Below are 15,339 nucleotides of genomic sequence, written 5' to 3' on the forward strand. Positions count from 1 at the left end.
GAGCATGGCCATCCTTTCGTCGGAGACGCTTCACGCGACCGCGGTCGCCATCGATGGGCACGCCGTGCTTCTCGAAGGGCCGTCCGGCGCGGGCAAGTCGGATCTCGCGCTGAGGCTGATCGACCGCGGCGCGGTCCTGGTCAGCGACGATTACACGCTGCTGGTCCGACGGAACGGCGATCTGGTCGCGCGCGCACCTGACACCATCCGCGGCAAGATGGAGGTCCGCGGAGTCGGCATCGTAACCTTGCCGCACGTCGAGGACCTGCCGGTCCGCCTGGTCGTGCGGCTGGACGGGCAGCCGGTCCGCTTGCCGGAACGCCGAATTCGGCGGATCGCGGGCGTCGCTGTTCGCGAGATCAGTCTCGACCCGCACCACGCGTCGACCCCGATCAAGGTCGAAATGGCGCTGCGCCAGCCCGAAGCGACACCGGCATGACCGATCGCAAGGACATCCTGCTCGTCACGGGCCTCTCCGGCGCGGGCAAGTCGACCGTTCTGAAGACGCTGGAGGACATCGGCTGGGAGGTCGTCGACAATCTGCCGCTGCTGCTGCTCGACCGCCTGCTCGACGCGCCGCTCACCGAGGGGACCGGCGACGCCGGACAACCGCTCGCGATCGGCATCGGCACCCGCACGCGCGACTTCGATCCCGTGCGGATCGTCGAGCGTATCCGCAGGCTGCGGGACGTGCACGACCTCGACATCGGCATGTTGTTCCTCGATTGCGCCGGCGCGGAGCTGGAGCGGCGCTATTCGGAAACGCGGCGCCGCCATCCGCTCGCGCCGGATCGACCGGCGAGCGACGGCATCGGCCGGGAGCGCGAATTGCTCGCACCGCTGCGCGACTGGTCGAATCGCCTGATCGACACGACCAATCTGTCCAGCCACGCCCTGGCGCAGCAGATTCGCGAGACGTTCGCACGCGCCGGCAACGACGAACCCGTGCTTTCCGTCCTGTCCTTCGGTTTCGCCCGCGGGCTGCCGCGCAACGCCGATCTCGTCTTCGACATGCGTTTCCTGCGCAATCCGCATTGGAACGCCGCGCTTCGCCCCGGGACAGGGCTCGACGCGGACGTCGCCGCCTATGTCGCGGCGGATCCCGCCTATCCCGAGGCGATGGACCGGATAGAGGGGCTGCTGAAGCTGCTGCTGCCTCGATATCGGGCGGAGGGAAAAGCCTATGTCACCGTCGCGATCGGCTGTACCGGGGGACGCCACAGATCGGTCCATGTCGCGGAGACGCTCGCCAGCCGGTTGCGCGCGGACGGTTTTTCGCCCACCATCACGCATCGCGACCTGGGGGCCGCGCCGCAGGACTCGCTCGAAGGGCCACCGGCCAAAGCATGAGTAATACGTCTGAGATGATTGGTCTTGTACTGGTGACCCATGGGCGGCTTGCCGAGGAATTCGTCGTGGCGATGGTCCACGTCGTTGGTCCGCAGGAGCGGATCGCGACGATCTCCATCGGCCCCGACGACGACATGGAGACGCGGCGCGCCGACATCGCGGCGGCGATCGCAGCGGTCGATGCCGGTCGCGGCGTGATCCTCCTGACCGACCTGTTCGGCGGTACGCCGTCGAACCTCGCCATCTCGCTGATGGAACGCGGACGCGTCGAGGTCATCGCGGGCATGAACCTGCCGATGCTGATCCGGCTGGGTTCGGCGCGCAAGTCGATGAAGGTCGTCGATGCGGTTGCCGCGGCACGCGAGGCTGGCCGCAAATATATCTCGGTCGCGTCCGAGGTCTTGGGGGAGGCCGCCGCATGAGCGCGGTGGAGCGCACGGTGCTGATTACCAACAAGCGCGGGCTGCATGCCCGCGCCAGCGCCAAGTTCGTCACCCTTGCCTCAACGCAACCGTGCGAGGTGCAGGTGCGCAAGGACGATGGCGCCGTCACCGGCACGTCGATCATGGGCTTGATGATGCTGGGCGCGGCCAAGGGCGATTCGATCACGATCAGCGCCGCGGGCGACGGCGCGGATCAGGCGGTCGCAGCGCTCTGCGAGCTGGTCGAAGCGAAGTTCGGCGAAGATTGAGCTTGCGGACCCGCCCGCCGATGCGGGAGGGACCCGGACATGCCGCGAGAGATCACCGCCTTTTCAAATCCCCTCGTCAAGCGGGTCCGGGACCTGCGGGACAAACGCCATCGCCGCGCCGCGCGCCAGTTTCTCGCCGAGGGCCTGCGCATCCTGACGGAGGCGCGCGAGACGGGGCGCATACCCCGGCTGCTCTTCTATGCGGTGCAGAGCGCGGGCCATCCGCTCGTCCATGCCCTGTCCGTCGAGGTGGAGGCGGCCGGCGGCGAGTCGATCCAGACCACACCGGACATCCTGTCGAAGCTGAGCGGCAAGGATAATCCCCAGGCGGTGGTCGGCGTGTTCGACGAATTCGACGTGGCGCTGTCCGATCTCGACCGTACCGAATCGGGCATCTGGCTGGTCGCGGAGCGCCTTCGCGACCCCGGCAACCTGGGCACGATCCTGCGGACCGGGGACGCGGTCGGTGCGGGCGGGCTCATCCTGATCGGCGAATGCGTCGATCCCTTTTCGGTGGAGGCCGTCCGCGCGAGCATGGGGGCGCTGTTCACCATGAAGGTGGTGCGCAGCGAATGGGCACCGTTCCTCGCCTGGCTGCGCGCGGGATCAGGACAATTGGTCGGACTGAGCCTGGATACGGAACAGGATTATCGCCGCGCGGTCTATGCCGCGCCAACCTTCCTGCTGACCGGCAACGAGGCGCAGGGCATGCCCGCGGATTATGCCGCCGCGTGCGACACGCTGGTCAAGATTCCGATGCTGGGCAAGGCGGACAGCCTGAACGCCGCGGTGGCGACGGCGGTCATGGCCTATGAGGTGCTGGCGCAGCAGCGCGGCGGCTGAATCGTCGGGTCAGGCGAGCCCGGTCACGAGCACGCGCCCGCCGTCCTGCATCACGCGCCCGGCGATGAGGCCCGATACCTCGGCCTGCGCGCCCTGCTCGACATGCAGGTCGCCGCTTATCATCGCCGAGATCCTGACTCTGCAACCGCGTCGGACGATGACGTCGCCGACGATGCGACCCTCCAATTCGCCGTCGTGATCCATGACGACGGTGTCCCGCTGCATCCCGCTCACATCGCTCTCCTAAACCGTCAGAATTGCTGACTGGTCACCGTCGAGAACGTCGGTTGCGGCAAAAATATCCGGCAGCTGCGGAGCCTTTTGCCTTGAGCGAAGTTATGGCGCGCTATTCGTCGAGCATCGCGGCGATCGTCCCGGCGGGATCCAGCGCGAATTCCCGAATCAACCGGTAATGCGGCGTCTCCGCCAGGATCATGCGATCAAACCCACCACGCGTCATGCCGACGAGGTCCGCGCCGGGAAGGGCCATCAGGATCGGCGAATGCGTCGCCATGATCACCTGCGTTTCGCCCCCGGGCTGCATGCGTCGCAGCAGTTTCAGGAAGTCGAACTGGCGCGTCGGCGACAGCGCCGATTCGGGTTCGTCGAACAGAAAAATGCCCCGCCGCTCGCAGCGCTCTTCGAAGAAGCGAAGGAAACCCTCGCCATGGGAATGGGAGAGGAAGTCGGGCGGCGCGGCGTTAGAGTCGCGTGCCGCCTCGTCCAGATAACGCGCAACCGCGAAGAAGCTTTCCGCGCGGAAGAACCACCCCTGCCCGACCTTCGGCAACCAGCTCGCCCGCAGAACCGAGGCAAGCGCGTCGCCGTTGCATTCGACGGCACGCGAATGATCGAGCGGCCTATACCCCTGGCCGCCACCCGCCTGATCGAAGCCCGCAAGCGCGGCCACCGCCTCCAGCAGCGTCGATTTGCCGACTCCATTTTCGCCGACGATGATCGTCACCGATTGTTCGAAGGTGAATTCAAAATCGTCATCCCGCAGGACAGGCAGCGAAAAGGGATAGGCGCGGCGATCGATCGCGACGTCGGGGCGGAAGGCGATGCGCTTCAGGAACGGGGGCGGCAACCGCGCCGGCCGCTGCCCCCTCGCCATGTCACGCAGCCTCGTCCGACAGCGGCACCAGCTTCGTCAGCGGCCGCGCGGTCTGTTCGCCGACGGGAAGCGCGTCGATCGCCTTACCGCCGGTATCGATGTTCAGCGCCTCGAAGCGCTTTGCGCTGGTGAGCACCTGGCTCTCGAGGCTGCCGACAAAGGCGTTGTACGCCCCCATCGCGGTATCGAGGTTCTTGCCCAGCCGCGCGACATGCCCCCCCATCACCGCGAGGCGCTGGTACAATTCCTTGCCGAGGGCACCGATCTCACGTGCCTGGCTCGCGAGCTTTTCCTGCCGCCAGACCGCGGACACGGTGCGGGCGATCGCGATCAGGTTGGTCGGCGTCGCGAGGAGCACGCGCTTGTCGAACGCAAAGTCCCACAGCGTCGGATCATGTTCCAGCGCTGCGGAGAGGAAATGCTCGCCCGGCACGAACATGATGACATATTCGGGCGTGTCGTCGAATTGCGACCAATAGGCCTTGTTGCCTAGGCCGTTGACGTGGACGCGCATCGACTGCGCATGGGCGGCCAGGCCGATCTGACGCTCCGCCTCGTCCACCGCGCCAAAGGCGTCCTGATAGGCGTTCAGCGAAACCTTGGCATCGATAATCAGCGACTTGCCGCCGGGAACGCGGACGATGGCGTCGGGGCGGAGCCGGCCGCCGTCGCCGTCGGCAACGCTGACCTCCATGGCGAAATCGGTATGCTCGGCGAGCCCGCACGTCTCGAGCACGTTGCGCAGCTGCTGCTCGCCCCAGCGACCACGCGCCTTGGGGGCATTGCGCAGCGCATTGACCAGCTTGGCCGCCTCACCCGACACACGCTCCTGGCCGAGGCGCATCTGCTCGATCTGTCCCTTGAGGTCGCCGAACGCGTCGCGGCGCTCCGCCTCGACCTTGGCGACGCCCTCCTCATAGCGTGCGAGGCGCTCGTTGACCGGCTGCAGCAGCGCCTTGAGGTTCTGACCGGCCGATTCCTCCGACTGGCGAAACCGCGCGTCGGCGCGCTCGAGGAATGCCTTCTGCGCGTCCGAAAGCAGGCGGTTGGCCACCTCGCCGAACTGCGCGGACAGCACCTCCTTCGCCTCGCGCAATTCGACCAGCCGCGCCTCGAACGCCTCAGTCTGCGCCCGCAGCCCGGCGATCTCCGCGCGGGCCGCATCGCGATCGGTCCGGATTGCCGCGAGTTCGGCATGGAGCCGATCGGCGAGCCCCGCGCGCTCTTCGTTCTGCGCACGCAGCGACGCGGCATCCCGCATCGCGTCGTTGCGTTCGCGCTCGACCGCGTCGCGCGCCTGCCGGACGAGGTCCGCGTCCCGTGCCCGTGCCTCGGCGACGGCGAGATCGGCGGCAATCCCGGCAGCGCGACGACCGGCAATCAGCCAGCCGAGAAGCAGCCCGACAGCCAGCGCCAATATCGCCACGACGACCAGTTGCTCCACGCCTATTCCCCAAAAGTCTCAAAAGTCACGGTGACCGGACACTCTCCACGCAGCCGAACCGCGTTGGAGCATGCCGGACCAGCGAGAACATAGATCGAACGACGGGACGGGGACAGCGGTTTTTGGATCAGCCTGCCTTGCGCGTCTTGTTCAGCTTCTTGAGCAGCATATCGCGCTTCAGGCGGCTGATGTGATCGATGAACAGCACGCCGTTCAGATGGTCGATCTCATGCTGCATGCAGGTGGCGAGCAGGCCGTCCAGCTCTTCCTCGTGCGCCGTCCCCGTCTCGTCCTGCCAGCGGACGCGACACCGCGCCGGGCGCTTCACCTCGGCATATTGCTCCGGGATCGACAGGCAACCCTCGTTGTACGTCGACAGTTCGTCCGAGGTGGATAGGATTTCGGGATTGATATAGGCATGGGGCTTGCGGACCGGCTTGCCCTCCTCGTCCTCTTCCTCCTGCAGGTCGATGACCAGGATGCGGCTGTCGACGCCGACCTGGATCGCGGCAAGACCGATGCCATGGGCATCGTACATCGTATCGAGCATGTCCGCGACGAAGGCGCGGGTTTCATCGGTGACCGCCTCGACCGGCTTGGAAACGAGGCGGAGACGCGGGTCGGGAATTTCGACGATGGGAAGAACGGCCATGGCGGGTCAGCTATGGCGCGGCCGGCGGGGCGTCAAGCCGTGCGGCGGTCACGCGACCGGGCGACGCGCACGCAACGCCTGGGCAAGCGTGCCCTCGTCGAGATAGTCGAGTTCGCCGCCCACCGGCAGGCCATGCGCGAGTTGCGTCACGCGGACGGGAAATCGCTCGATGCGATCCGCCAGATAATGCGCCGTCGTCTGCCCCTCCAGCGTGGCGTTCATCGCCAGCACGACCTCGTCGATTCCCCCGGCCTCGATCCGGCGGACGAGCGCGTCGATGGCGAGATCCTCCGGCCGGACGCCCTCGAGCGCGGACAACCGCCCCCCGAGGACATGGAAGCGACCCGGGAACAGGCGCGAGCGTTCGAGGGCCCAGAGGTCGGCGACCTCCTCGACCACGCACAGCGCGCGCTGGTCGCGGCGCGGATCGGCACAGATCGCGCACGGGTTCGCCGTGTCGACATTGCCGCAGACGGCGCATGTCTCGAGCCGTTCATCGACAGCCTCCAGCGCGGCGCGCAGCGGCCCCAGCGCCGCCTCGCGCTTCTTCAGGAGATGCAGCACCGCCCGTCGTGCCGAGCGGGGGCCGAGGCCGGGCAACCGCGCCAGCGCCTGGGTCAGGGCTTCGATTTCGGGAGACGCCATGAAGGAACAGATAGGGGGTTGCGCCGTCCGCCGCCAGCGCGTTGAAGGGCGGCCATGCGGATCGTTTTCATGGGCACGCCGGAGTTCGCGGTGCCGACGCTCGACGCGCTGGTCGCGGCTGGTCACGATGTCGTGGCGACCTACAGCCAGCCGCCGCGGCCAGGCGGACGGCGCGGCAGGGAATTGGTCCCGTCCCCTGTGCATCGCCGCGCGGAGGCGCTCGGCATCGTGGTGCGTACGCCCACGTCGCTGAAGGATGCCGATGCGCAGGCGGCCTTCGCCGCGCTCGCGCCCGATATCGCGGTCGTCGCGGCTTATGGCCTGATCCTTCCCAAGGCGGTGCTCGCGGCGCCCGTACATGGCTGTCTGAACGTCCATGGCTCGCTGCTGCCGCGCTGGCGCGGGGCGGCGCCGGTCCAGCGCGCGATCCTGGCGGGCGATGCGGAAACGGGTGTCGGCATCATGCAGATGGAGGCCGGGCTCGACACGGGCCCCGTCCGGCTGGAGGGGCGCGTCGCGGTCGACCGAAAGACGACCGGCGAACTGACGGCGGAACTCGCCCAACTCGGCGCGCGGCTGATGGTGACGGTGCTCGCCGACCTCGACGGCCACCCCCCGGTCGCGCAGCCCGAGGAGGGCGTCACCTATGCCGCCAAGATCGACAAGGCGGAGGCGCGGATAGACTTCACCCGAAGCGCAGTGGCGATCGAGCGATTGGTGCGCGCGATGAACCCGGCGCCCGGTGCGTGGTTCGAGCTGCGCGGCGAACGGATCAAGGTGCTGGCGTGCGAGGCGCTACCCTTCACCTTTCCCGGCGGCGCCGGAGAGACGGTGGACGATCGGCTGACCATCGCCTGTGGCGATGGCGCCATCCGGCCGGTGCTGGTGCAGCGCGCGGGGCGGGGCGTGACGAGCGCCGAAGAGCTGTTGCGCGGATTTCCGATCGCGTCGGGCACCGTGCTTTGACGCGGTTCGCGCTGACGGTGGAATTCGACGGCCGCCCCTTCATGGGCTGGCAGCGGCAGGCGCATGGGCCGAGCGTGCAGGGCGCGATCGAGGCTGCGGTGCTCGCGGTGACCGGCGAGCCGGCCGGCGTCCATTGCGCGGGGCGGACCGATGCCGGGGTGCACGGCCTGGCGATGCGCGCGCATGTCGACATCGACAAGGCCATTGCGCCGTTCCGCCTGATGGAAGCGCTCAACGCGCGGCTTCGCCCCGCCCCCGTCGCCATCCTCGCCTGCGACACCGTCGCGACGGATTGGCATGCGCGCTTTTCCTGTGTCGGCCGGGCCTATGCATATCGCATCGTCAACCGGCGCGCGCCGCTGACCTTCGAACGCGGGCTCGCCTGGCAGGTGCCGCAGCCGCTCGACGAGGTGGCCATGCAGCACGCCGCGCAGCGACTGGTCGGTCGTCATGACTTCACCACGTTCCGATCCGCGCATTGCCAGGCGGACAGCCCGATCCGCACGCTCGACCGGCTAGACGTGGTGCGCGCGGACGACCGCATCACCGTCCATGCGGAGGCGCGATCCTTCCTGCATCATCAGGTGCGCTCGATGGTGGGCTGCCTGGCGATGGTCGGCATGGGGCGATGGAACGGGGACGATCTCGACGCGGCGCTGGCGGCACGTGATCGCGCGCGCCTGGGCCTGAACGCGCCGCCTGACGGCCTGTTCTTCGTGCGGGCCGTCTATCCTTGAGGTCGGCGGACGAATCGCGCTGCTAGCTCCACATGCGTCGACCAGCGGAACTGGCCGACGGGCTTCACCCAGTCCAGTCGCCAGCCGCCGTCGCAGAGGATCTTCGCATCGCGGGCGAAGCTGCTGGGATTGCAGGAGACATAGCCGATCACTTTGGTCTGGCAGGCGGCCAGTGCCTCGACCTGTTCGCGCGCGCCGCTGCGCGGGGGATCCAGGACGATCGCATCGAACCTGTCGAGCTCCGCGACGGTGAGCGGGCGGCGATAGAGATCGCGATGTTCGGCGAAAATCGGGCGCTGGGCGAGTGCGGCTGCCGATTTGAGCGCCATGATCGCATCGCGCGCGCCTTCGGCGGCATAGACGCGACCGAGCATGGCGAAGGCGAATGTGCCCAGCCCGCTGAACAGATCGGCGACGGTCCGCGCGCCATCGACCGCCTCGCGCATGGCGGCGACCAGCGCCGCCTCCCCCTCCCGCGTCGCCTGCAGGAAGGACGCGGGCGGCAACGGCACGGGCACGCCACCCAGCGTGACCGTCACCGCCTGCGGCTCCCAGCGCGTCTCCGGCCCCATGCCGTCGTCGAGCGCGAACCGCGCGATCCGCTGCGCCTCGCAGAAGGCGGTGATCGCCTCCGCTGCCGCAAGCCCATCAGCCGCGATGCCACGGACGAGCACGTCGACACCCTGGTCGGCGAGCGTCAGGTGAATGTCGGCGCGACGCCGCAGGCCGAGCCGCTGCAACAATCGCCGCAACGGCGCGACGAGCGCGAACAGTTCGGGCAGCAACACATGGCATTCGACGATATCGACGATGGCATGGCTCTTCTCGCCGGTGAAGCCGAGCTGGATGCGGCCGCCCTTCGCCTCCGCATGGAGGGTCGCGCGGCGGCGGGTGCCGGGCGGCGATACCAGCGGGGCGCGCAGCGGCGCGGCGAGCCCCTGCGCATCCAGCGCCGAGGCGATGCGATCCGTACAGAAGCCGGCGTAGCTCGCCTCGTCGAGATGCTGGAGCTGGCATCCGCCGCAGGCGGGGAAATGACGGCAGGGCGGCGTCTGATGGTGCGGGCCGGGAAGGACGAGGCCATCGCCGGTCAGCGTGTCGCCGGGCGCGGCGAAGGCGGCGTGGCGCCCGTCGGCGGTGATTCCGTCGCCGCGCGCGGCGACGCGCAGGATCGTGCTGCTGTCGGAGGTCTTGTCTGTCACGCCCCCGCTCTGGCGGGGGTGAGCGCGCTTGCCAAGTCGTCAGCGATGAAGCTTTTGCCTGCGATCTGCGCGGCGCGTGCATGCAGCCAAACGCCCGCGACCGCCGCCTCGAAGGGATCGGCGCCGGGATGGGCAAGTTGCGCGGCGATGGCGCCGGCCAGAACATCGCCCGTTCCGGCCGTCGACAGCCAGGGATTGCCGGTCTGCGTGACGATCGCGCGCCTGCCATCGGCGATCACCGTCGTCGGCCCCTTCAGCACGACGACGGCGCCTGCGCGGCGCGCGGCGGCGGCGGCACGGTCGATCGCGCTGCCTTCCCCCACGCCGAACAGACTGGCGAATTCACCGGCGTGCGGCGTCAGCACCGTCGGCGCGCGCCGGCGGCTAAGCGCCTCGGGCGTGACCAGATGGAGCGCGTCGCCGTCGACGAGCAGAGGGGTATCCGCACGCGCGAGGGCGGTTTCCACCCTGCGTCGCGCCTCGTCATCGCGGCCGAGCCCCGGTCCGATCACGCATGCACCGATGCGGCGATCGTCCAGCGCGTCGGGCGCATAGGGGCGGTGGACGATCGCGGCAGGTCCTCCCTGCCCCGTATCACCGTAAAGCGCGACATAGCCTGCACCCGCGCGCAACGCCGCCTCGCCGGCGAGCCGCGCGGCCCCCGCCATGCTGCCGGTGACGATCGCGACCATGCCACGACTGTATTTATGCGAATTCGGTCCCGGTTCCGGCAAGCATGGGTGCCCGGCGACGTACGTGGTCGCATCATGGTCAGAGAGGCCGATGTCGATGAGGCGCACCGTGCCGCAGGCGCGGGCGCCGGGCTGAAGAACGTGTGCCGGCTTCACCACGCCGAGCCCCAGCGTCAGGTCGACCGACGCTTCTGCCAGCCACGGGGGGAGGCGCCCGCTGTCCGCCTCGACCCCGGTCGGCAGATCGACCGCGATCATGAATCGGGCCGCCGCCCGACAGCGGGTGAGCACGCCGTCGAGCGCCGGATCGAGCGGCCGGTCGGTGCCGATGCCGAGCAGGGCGTCGACGACGACGGGCGCGGCGGGGGCATCGGCGAGCCTTTCGATCCGGCCGGACCAGGCAGCGCGCGCGCGGGCCGCGCAGGGCGTGCGAGGCTCACCAGCCGCCGCGACACGGACGGCATGGCCCATGTCGGACAGCCGGCGCGCGGCGACATAGCCATCGCCGCCGTTGTTGCCGTTGCCGCACAGAACGAGGATTTCGTCGCCGCCCGCGAAGCGGCGAGCGGCCCGCGCGATCCCCTCGCCCGCCCGGTCCATGAGCGTATCTGCATCGGTGCCGGCGGCGAACAGCCGAGCCTCGGCGTCGCGCGTCGCGGCCGCAGTCAGGATCGGCCGACCGGCAACGTCGATCATCGCGCGCGCCGGACCGTCGCGGGTAGACGATAGCGGTCTCCGCCGATCACCACCTCGATCCCGTCGCCCGCGATGGCGACGACGGCACGCTCCGCCCCGTCCGCCGCGACAACCCCGCGTCCGTCGCGGGTGACGAGCAGACGGTGAAAGCGCCCGTCGTCCGCGTGGCGCACGGTCAGCATCAGCCCGCTGCCCGTCTGCATCTGCTCCACCGTGCAAGTACGCGCCAATCCGGCATCGCCGTGCGCGCAGAGAATGCGACCGTCGTCGCTCGCGGCCTCGCGCTGCTGCGTCTCGAAGCGGGCGACCGCCTCGGTATTGGCGGTGCGGTCGGCGGGGCCGGAACAGGCGGCGACCAGCAACAGGCCGCTGCCCGCGACGAGGTCAGATATCCGCGTAGACATGGGTTTCGGCGCGCGCTCCCGGGTGGGTGACGGCGCCCTTGTAGGCCGGGCCGACATTCTGGGCATAGCGCCACAATGCGCCCGAGCCGTAATCGTTCACCCGTCGTGTCCACTGCGCACGGCGTTCGGCGAGTATCGCGTCGTCGACCAGAAGGTCGATCGTCCCGGCTTCCGCATCGATGCGGATCGCGTCCCCGTCCTCGACCAGCGCGATCGGACCGCCCTCCGCCGCCTCAGGCCCGACATGGCCGATGCAGAACCCGCGCGTGCCGCCGGAAAAGCGACCGTCGGTGATCAGCGCGACCTTCTCACCCATGCCGAGGCCATAGAGCGCCGCCGTGGTCGACAGCATCTCGCGCATGCCGGGACCACCCTTCGGCCCTTCATACCGGATCACGATGACCTCGCCCTCCCGGATCGCGCGCGCCTCGACCGCGGCAAAGGCGTCCTCCTCGCGATCGAAGCAGCGCGCCGGCCCTTCGAACTGGAGCCGGTGCATGCCGGCGACCTTCACGATCGCGCCGTCCGGCGCGAGGCTGCCGCGCAGACCGACGACGCCGCCGGTCGGCGTGATCGGCGTGCGGACGTCGTAGATCACCTTCTGGTCGGGATTCCAGGTCACCTGGTCGATGTTCTCGCCCAGCGTCCTGCCGGTGACCGTCAGGCAGTCGCCGTCGAGCAGGCCGCCTGCCAGCATCGTCTTCATCAGCATGTATACGCCGCCCGCCTCGTACATGTCTTTCGCGACATACCGGCCGCCGGGCTTGAGGTCGGCAATATAGGGCGTCGATCTGAACGCCTCCGCCACGTCGAACAGGTCGAAGTCGATGCCGGCCTCGTTCGCCATCGCCGGCAGGTGGAGCGCGGCATTGGTCGATCCCCCCGTCGCGGCCACGACACGCGCCGCGTTGACGAAGGCCGCGCGGGTACAGATGTCGCGCGGCCGCAGCTGGCGCGCGACAAGCTCCATCACCTGCGCGCCCGCCGCCACCGCGATCTGTTCGCGGCTGGTATAGGGTGCGGGCGTCATGTTGCTGTTGGGCAGGCTGAGGCCGATCGCCTCGCCGACGCAGGCCATGGTATTGGCGGTGAACTGCCCGCCGCAGGCGCCATGGCCGGGGCAGGCGACCTTTTCCAGCTCGTGCACCTCGGACAGGGGACAGGCACCGGCGGCATATTTCCCCACCACCTCGAACACGTCGACGACCGTGACGTCGCGATCGCGGAAGCGGCCCGGCAGGATCGACCCGCCATAGACGAAGATCGAGGGGATGTTGAGGCGCAGCATCGCCATCATCATGCCGGGCAGGGACTTGTCGCAGCCTGCGAAGCCGACGAGCGCGTCGTAGCAATGGCCGCGCACCGACAGTTCGACCGAATCGGCGATGACCTCGCGGCTGACGAGGCTGGCCTTCATCCCCTGGTGCCCCATGGCGATGCCGTCCGTGACGGTGATGGTGTTGAAGCGACGCGGCAGGCCGCCGCCCTGCACCACGCCGGACTGGGCCGCATCCGCCTGCGCATCGAGCGTCGTGTTGCACGGCGCCGAATTGTTGCCGGCGCTGGCCAGCGCGACGAACGGCTTGGCGATGTCCTCTTCGGGAATGCCCATTGCATAGTAATAGGACCGGTGCGGCGCACGCTCCGGGCCGACGGACACATGGCGACTGGGCAGGCGGGACTTGTCGAACTGGGTCATGGCGCAGCCCTATGTCGCGGGACCGCCCCTCAACGCAAGCTTATTACGCGTAATAGCGTATGCGCGCCCGCCGCAGCGTGCGATCCTCGAGCGAATAATAGAGCGAGATCATGCCGTCCTCGACCACGGTCGACGCGGCGAAGGCGATATCGGTCTTGCTCCGCTCCACCGGCGGCGGCGGCAGGATCACCGGTTCGAGCCCGCGTCCGGTCACCGTCGCGAAGTCGGCCGAGAAGCTGACCCATCCGATGCGCCAGCGGGCGTCGAGGGTCGCGCCGTTGTAGAACATTACCGGATCGGCGCCCGGCAGCTGACAGATCGGGCCCGTCGACAGGTGCCAATTGTCCCAAGAATCCGTGCGGATCGGGAAGGGATCGGCGAGCGACACCCAGCGATCGTGAAGCTGCGCCGCGCTCGCGACGCCAACGCGGGATGCACCGATCCCCTGCTCTTCCGCCGCGGCATATTCGTAGAACAGCCGCCAATCCCCGGCCGGTGTCCGGACGACGGTGGCTTCCTTGATGTTGCCCTCTCCGGGCGGCGCGGCGAGCACGATGCGCTGCTTCTTCAGGCTTTGCAGCGTCGGACCGGTCGCGACGATCATCACGCCCTGCGAGCGTGCGGCATCGACGCCCGTGTAATAGACGACGTAATCGCCGTTACCGTCGATCAATACGGTGGGGTCCTCGCACCCGCCGGCATCCGCATCCGCCGGGTCGTCGCCGGGCGCGATCGCGATCGTGTCGTCCAGCGTAAAGGCCAGCCCGTCGTCGCTCCAGCCGCTGGCGATCAGGCCGGTGGGATCGTGCGGGCCGAGCGGGTCCGGCACGCCGCGCACCAGCATCCGGTAACGTCCGCCTTCGCGCCAGACGAAGGGGCTCATCAGATCCATGCCGTCGAGCGGCGATCCGGCGGCGATCGAGACGGTGTCGAGCTGTTCTACGGCATAAGTCGGCATTGTGTCGCGCTCAGGCTCCCTGTGCGATCACCAGCGACAGCGCGCCGTCGATCGTGACGGTGGTGCCGGTGATATAGTCCGCCGCCGGCGACAGGAGGAATGCGACCAGCGTCGCGACCTCGTCCGCCGTCCCCGCACGACCCCAGGGTATGTTCGCCTCCAGCTTGTGCCGATAATCCTGGTCCTCGACGGCGTGCTGGTTCATCGGCGTGAGGATCATGCCCGGCGCCACGCCGTTGACCGCAATGCGCTGCGGCGCGAGCTCCAGCGCGAGCGTCGCGGTCAGCTGCGCGAGGCCGCCCTTCGCCGAATCGTAATCGACCCCGCCAGGCCGTGGTGCGCGCTCGTGGATCGACGAGATGTTGACGATCCGCCCGCCGGTCTTCGACGGCGTCAGCGCGCGGACGAAGCGACGACTGGTGAGGAACGGGCCGACGAGATCGGCGTGCAGCACGCGGTCGAACTGCGCGAGTTCCATGTCGACCAGCTTGACACCGCTCATGTTTAAACCGGCGGAATTGACCAGCCAGGTGACCGGCCCGAACGCCCGCTCCGCGGCGGCGAACAGCGCCTCTACCTGCGCCTCGTCGCCGACATCGCATTGCACGGCCAGCGCCTTGCCGTCACCGCCCGCGGCGGATGCGACCTTGGCCGCGGCATCGGCGTCCTTGAAATAGGTGAAGGCGACGCGCGCGCCGGCAGCCGCCAGCGCGTGGACGCAGGCGGCACCGATGCCCGATTCGCCGCCGGTGACGATGGCGACGGGCTGTGGCTTGGATGGCTCGGTCATGTCGGCCGAGCGAACAAGGTCCCCTGCCGGTTCCGTGACATTCACGTCACGAGCCGGCGAAGGCGATCAAAGCGCTTCGAGGGCCTTGGCGACACCGTCCATGGTGAACGGCTTCTGCAGCACGGGCCGATCGCGGAACTGGGCGTCGACGCTGTCGTCGCCACCGCCGGTCGCGAACACGAATGGAATGTTCTGCGCCGCCAACGCCTCCGCGACGGGCGTACTCTTCTCGCCGCCACGCAGATTGACGTCGAGGATCGCCGCGTCGATGCCGCCGCTCGCCACGCGGTCGAGCGCGCCCGCGACCGTGTCGACGGTGCCGACGTGTTGCTTGTCGAGCACCTCGAGGAAATCCTCGAGCATCATGGCGATCAGCGGTTCATCCTCGACGATGAGGATCTGTGTCGGCGATGGCATCTGCCGGCCTTACCGTCGCCGACCACGCATTGCCACCAT

The 15,339-nt window shown here is 68.8% G+C and carries 19 protein-coding genes; 7 read left to right on the top strand and 12 right to left on the bottom strand.

Features of this window, described 5'->3' with window-relative positions; genetic code table 11:
* Positions 1-4: 4 nt before the first annotated feature.
* Genes RF701_RS03615 through RF701_RS03635 form a run of 5 tightly spaced genes read left to right on the top strand, consistent with a single transcriptional unit; the run spans position 5 to position 2,884 of the window.
* Entirely contained in the window at positions 5-439 is a 435-nt protein-coding gene (locus RF701_RS03615) for an HPr kinase/phosphorylase (protein WP_210358571.1), read from the top strand.
* Entirely contained in the window at positions 436-1,350 is a 915-nt protein-coding gene (gene rapZ / locus RF701_RS03620; protein WP_203309989.1) for an RNase adapter RapZ, read from the top strand. Before RF701_RS03615 ends, rapZ begins: the two co-directional genes overlap by 4 nt.
* 14 nt (positions 1,351-1,364) lie before the next feature.
* Entirely contained in the window at positions 1,365-1,772 is a 408-nt protein-coding gene (locus tag RF701_RS03625) for a PTS sugar transporter subunit IIA (RefSeq protein WP_308815610.1), read from the top strand.
* On the top strand, positions 1,769-2,041 hold the full coding sequence (locus RF701_RS03630) for an HPr family phosphocarrier protein (RefSeq protein WP_203309990.1): 273 nt from the start codon (positions 1,769-1,771) through the stop codon (positions 2,039-2,041). The genes RF701_RS03625 and RF701_RS03630 overlap by 4 nt, the downstream gene beginning before the upstream one ends.
* Before the next feature lie 39 nt (positions 2,042-2,080).
* A complete protein-coding gene (locus tag RF701_RS03635) occupies positions 2,081-2,884 on the top strand; it encodes an RNA methyltransferase (RefSeq protein ID WP_210358570.1) in 804 nt (267 codons plus the stop codon).
* 9 nt (positions 2,885-2,893) lie between these two features.
* On the opposite strand, the gene RF701_RS03640 is transcribed toward RF701_RS03635, so the two are convergent.
* The 5 genes from RF701_RS03640 to recR form a co-directional block, all read right to left on the bottom strand.
* Entirely contained in the window at positions 2,894-3,118 is a 225-nt protein-coding gene (locus RF701_RS03640) for a hypothetical protein (protein WP_374758588.1), read from the bottom strand.
* Positions 3,119-3,230: 112 nt separating this feature from the next.
* Entirely contained in the window at positions 3,231-3,998 is a 768-nt protein-coding gene (locus RF701_RS03645) for an AAA family ATPase (RefSeq protein ID WP_308814113.1), read from the bottom strand.
* 1 nt (position 3,999) lies between these two features.
* Positions 4,000-5,442 carry a DNA recombination protein RmuC gene (rmuC, locus tag RF701_RS03650; RefSeq protein ID WP_308814114.1) on the bottom strand — a complete coding sequence of 481 codons (1,443 nt, stop codon included), beginning with the start codon at positions 5,440-5,442 and terminating at the stop codon, positions 4,000-4,002.
* Positions 5,443-5,569: 127 nt separating this feature from the next.
* A complete protein-coding gene (def, locus tag RF701_RS03655) occupies positions 5,570-6,094 on the bottom strand; it encodes a peptide deformylase (RefSeq protein WP_210358567.1) in 525 nt (174 codons plus the stop codon).
* 48 nt (positions 6,095-6,142) lie between these two features.
* Positions 6,143-6,739: a recombination mediator RecR gene (gene recR, locus RF701_RS03660; protein ID WP_210358566.1), complete on the bottom strand. Its 597-nt coding sequence runs from the start codon at positions 6,737-6,739 to the stop codon at positions 6,143-6,145.
* A 54-nt stretch (positions 6,740-6,793) separates the two neighbouring features.
* Between recR and fmt the strand changes: the two genes are divergently transcribed.
* Together fmt and truA are read left to right on the top strand one after the other, a co-directional pair.
* Positions 6,794-7,705, top strand: a complete 912-nt coding sequence (fmt, locus tag RF701_RS03665) for a methionyl-tRNA formyltransferase (RefSeq protein ID WP_210358565.1) — start codon at positions 6,794-6,796, stop codon at positions 7,703-7,705.
* A complete protein-coding gene (gene truA / locus RF701_RS03670; protein WP_308814115.1) occupies positions 7,702-8,442 on the top strand; it encodes a tRNA pseudouridine(38-40) synthase TruA in 741 nt (246 codons plus the stop codon). Before fmt ends, truA begins: the two co-directional genes overlap by 4 nt.
* On the opposite strand, the gene RF701_RS03675 is transcribed toward truA, so the two are convergent.
* The 7 genes from RF701_RS03675 to RF701_RS03705 form a co-directional block, all read right to left on the bottom strand.
* Positions 8,433-9,644: a class I SAM-dependent RNA methyltransferase gene (locus RF701_RS03675; RefSeq protein ID WP_308814116.1), complete on the bottom strand. Its 1,212-nt coding sequence runs from the start codon at positions 9,642-9,644 to the stop codon at positions 8,433-8,435. The genes truA and RF701_RS03675 overlap by 10 nt on opposite strands.
* Entirely contained in the window at positions 9,641-11,032 is a 1,392-nt protein-coding gene (locus RF701_RS03680; RefSeq protein ID WP_308814117.1) for an NAD(P)H-hydrate dehydratase, read from the bottom strand. The genes RF701_RS03675 and RF701_RS03680 overlap by 4 nt, the downstream gene beginning before the upstream one ends.
* A complete protein-coding gene (locus tag RF701_RS03685; RefSeq protein ID WP_210358561.1) occupies positions 11,029-11,436 on the bottom strand; it encodes a hypothetical protein in 408 nt (135 codons plus the stop codon). Before RF701_RS03685 ends, RF701_RS03680 begins: the two co-directional genes overlap by 4 nt.
* Positions 11,417-13,135, bottom strand: coding sequence for a dihydroxy-acid dehydratase (ilvD, locus tag RF701_RS03690; RefSeq protein WP_308814118.1), 1,719 nt, complete (start codon positions 13,133-13,135; stop codon positions 11,417-11,419). Before ilvD ends, RF701_RS03685 begins: the two co-directional genes overlap by 20 nt.
* Positions 13,136-13,178: 43 nt before the next feature.
* Positions 13,179-14,093 carry a glycosidase gene (locus RF701_RS03695; RefSeq protein ID WP_308814119.1) on the bottom strand — a complete coding sequence of 305 codons (915 nt, stop codon included), beginning with the start codon at positions 14,091-14,093 and terminating at the stop codon, positions 13,179-13,181.
* A gap of 10 nt (positions 14,094-14,103) precedes the next feature.
* On the bottom strand, positions 14,104-14,883 hold the full coding sequence (locus tag RF701_RS03700; RefSeq protein ID WP_308814120.1) for an SDR family oxidoreductase: 780 nt from the start codon (positions 14,881-14,883) through the stop codon (positions 14,104-14,106).
* A gap of 66 nt (positions 14,884-14,949) precedes the next feature.
* The gene (locus RF701_RS03705; protein WP_203310003.1) at positions 14,950-15,300 is read right to left on the bottom strand and encodes a response regulator; all 351 of its coding nucleotides are present in this window, start codon (positions 15,298-15,300) and stop codon (positions 14,950-14,952) included.
* Between the last annotated feature and the right edge of the window lie 39 nt (positions 15,301-15,339).

Source organism: Sphingomonas sp. GV3, assembly GCF_031082075.1.
In the GTDB taxonomy this organism is placed as follows: Bacteria; Pseudomonadota; Alphaproteobacteria; order Sphingomonadales; family Sphingomonadaceae; genus Sphingomonas; species Sphingomonas beigongshangi.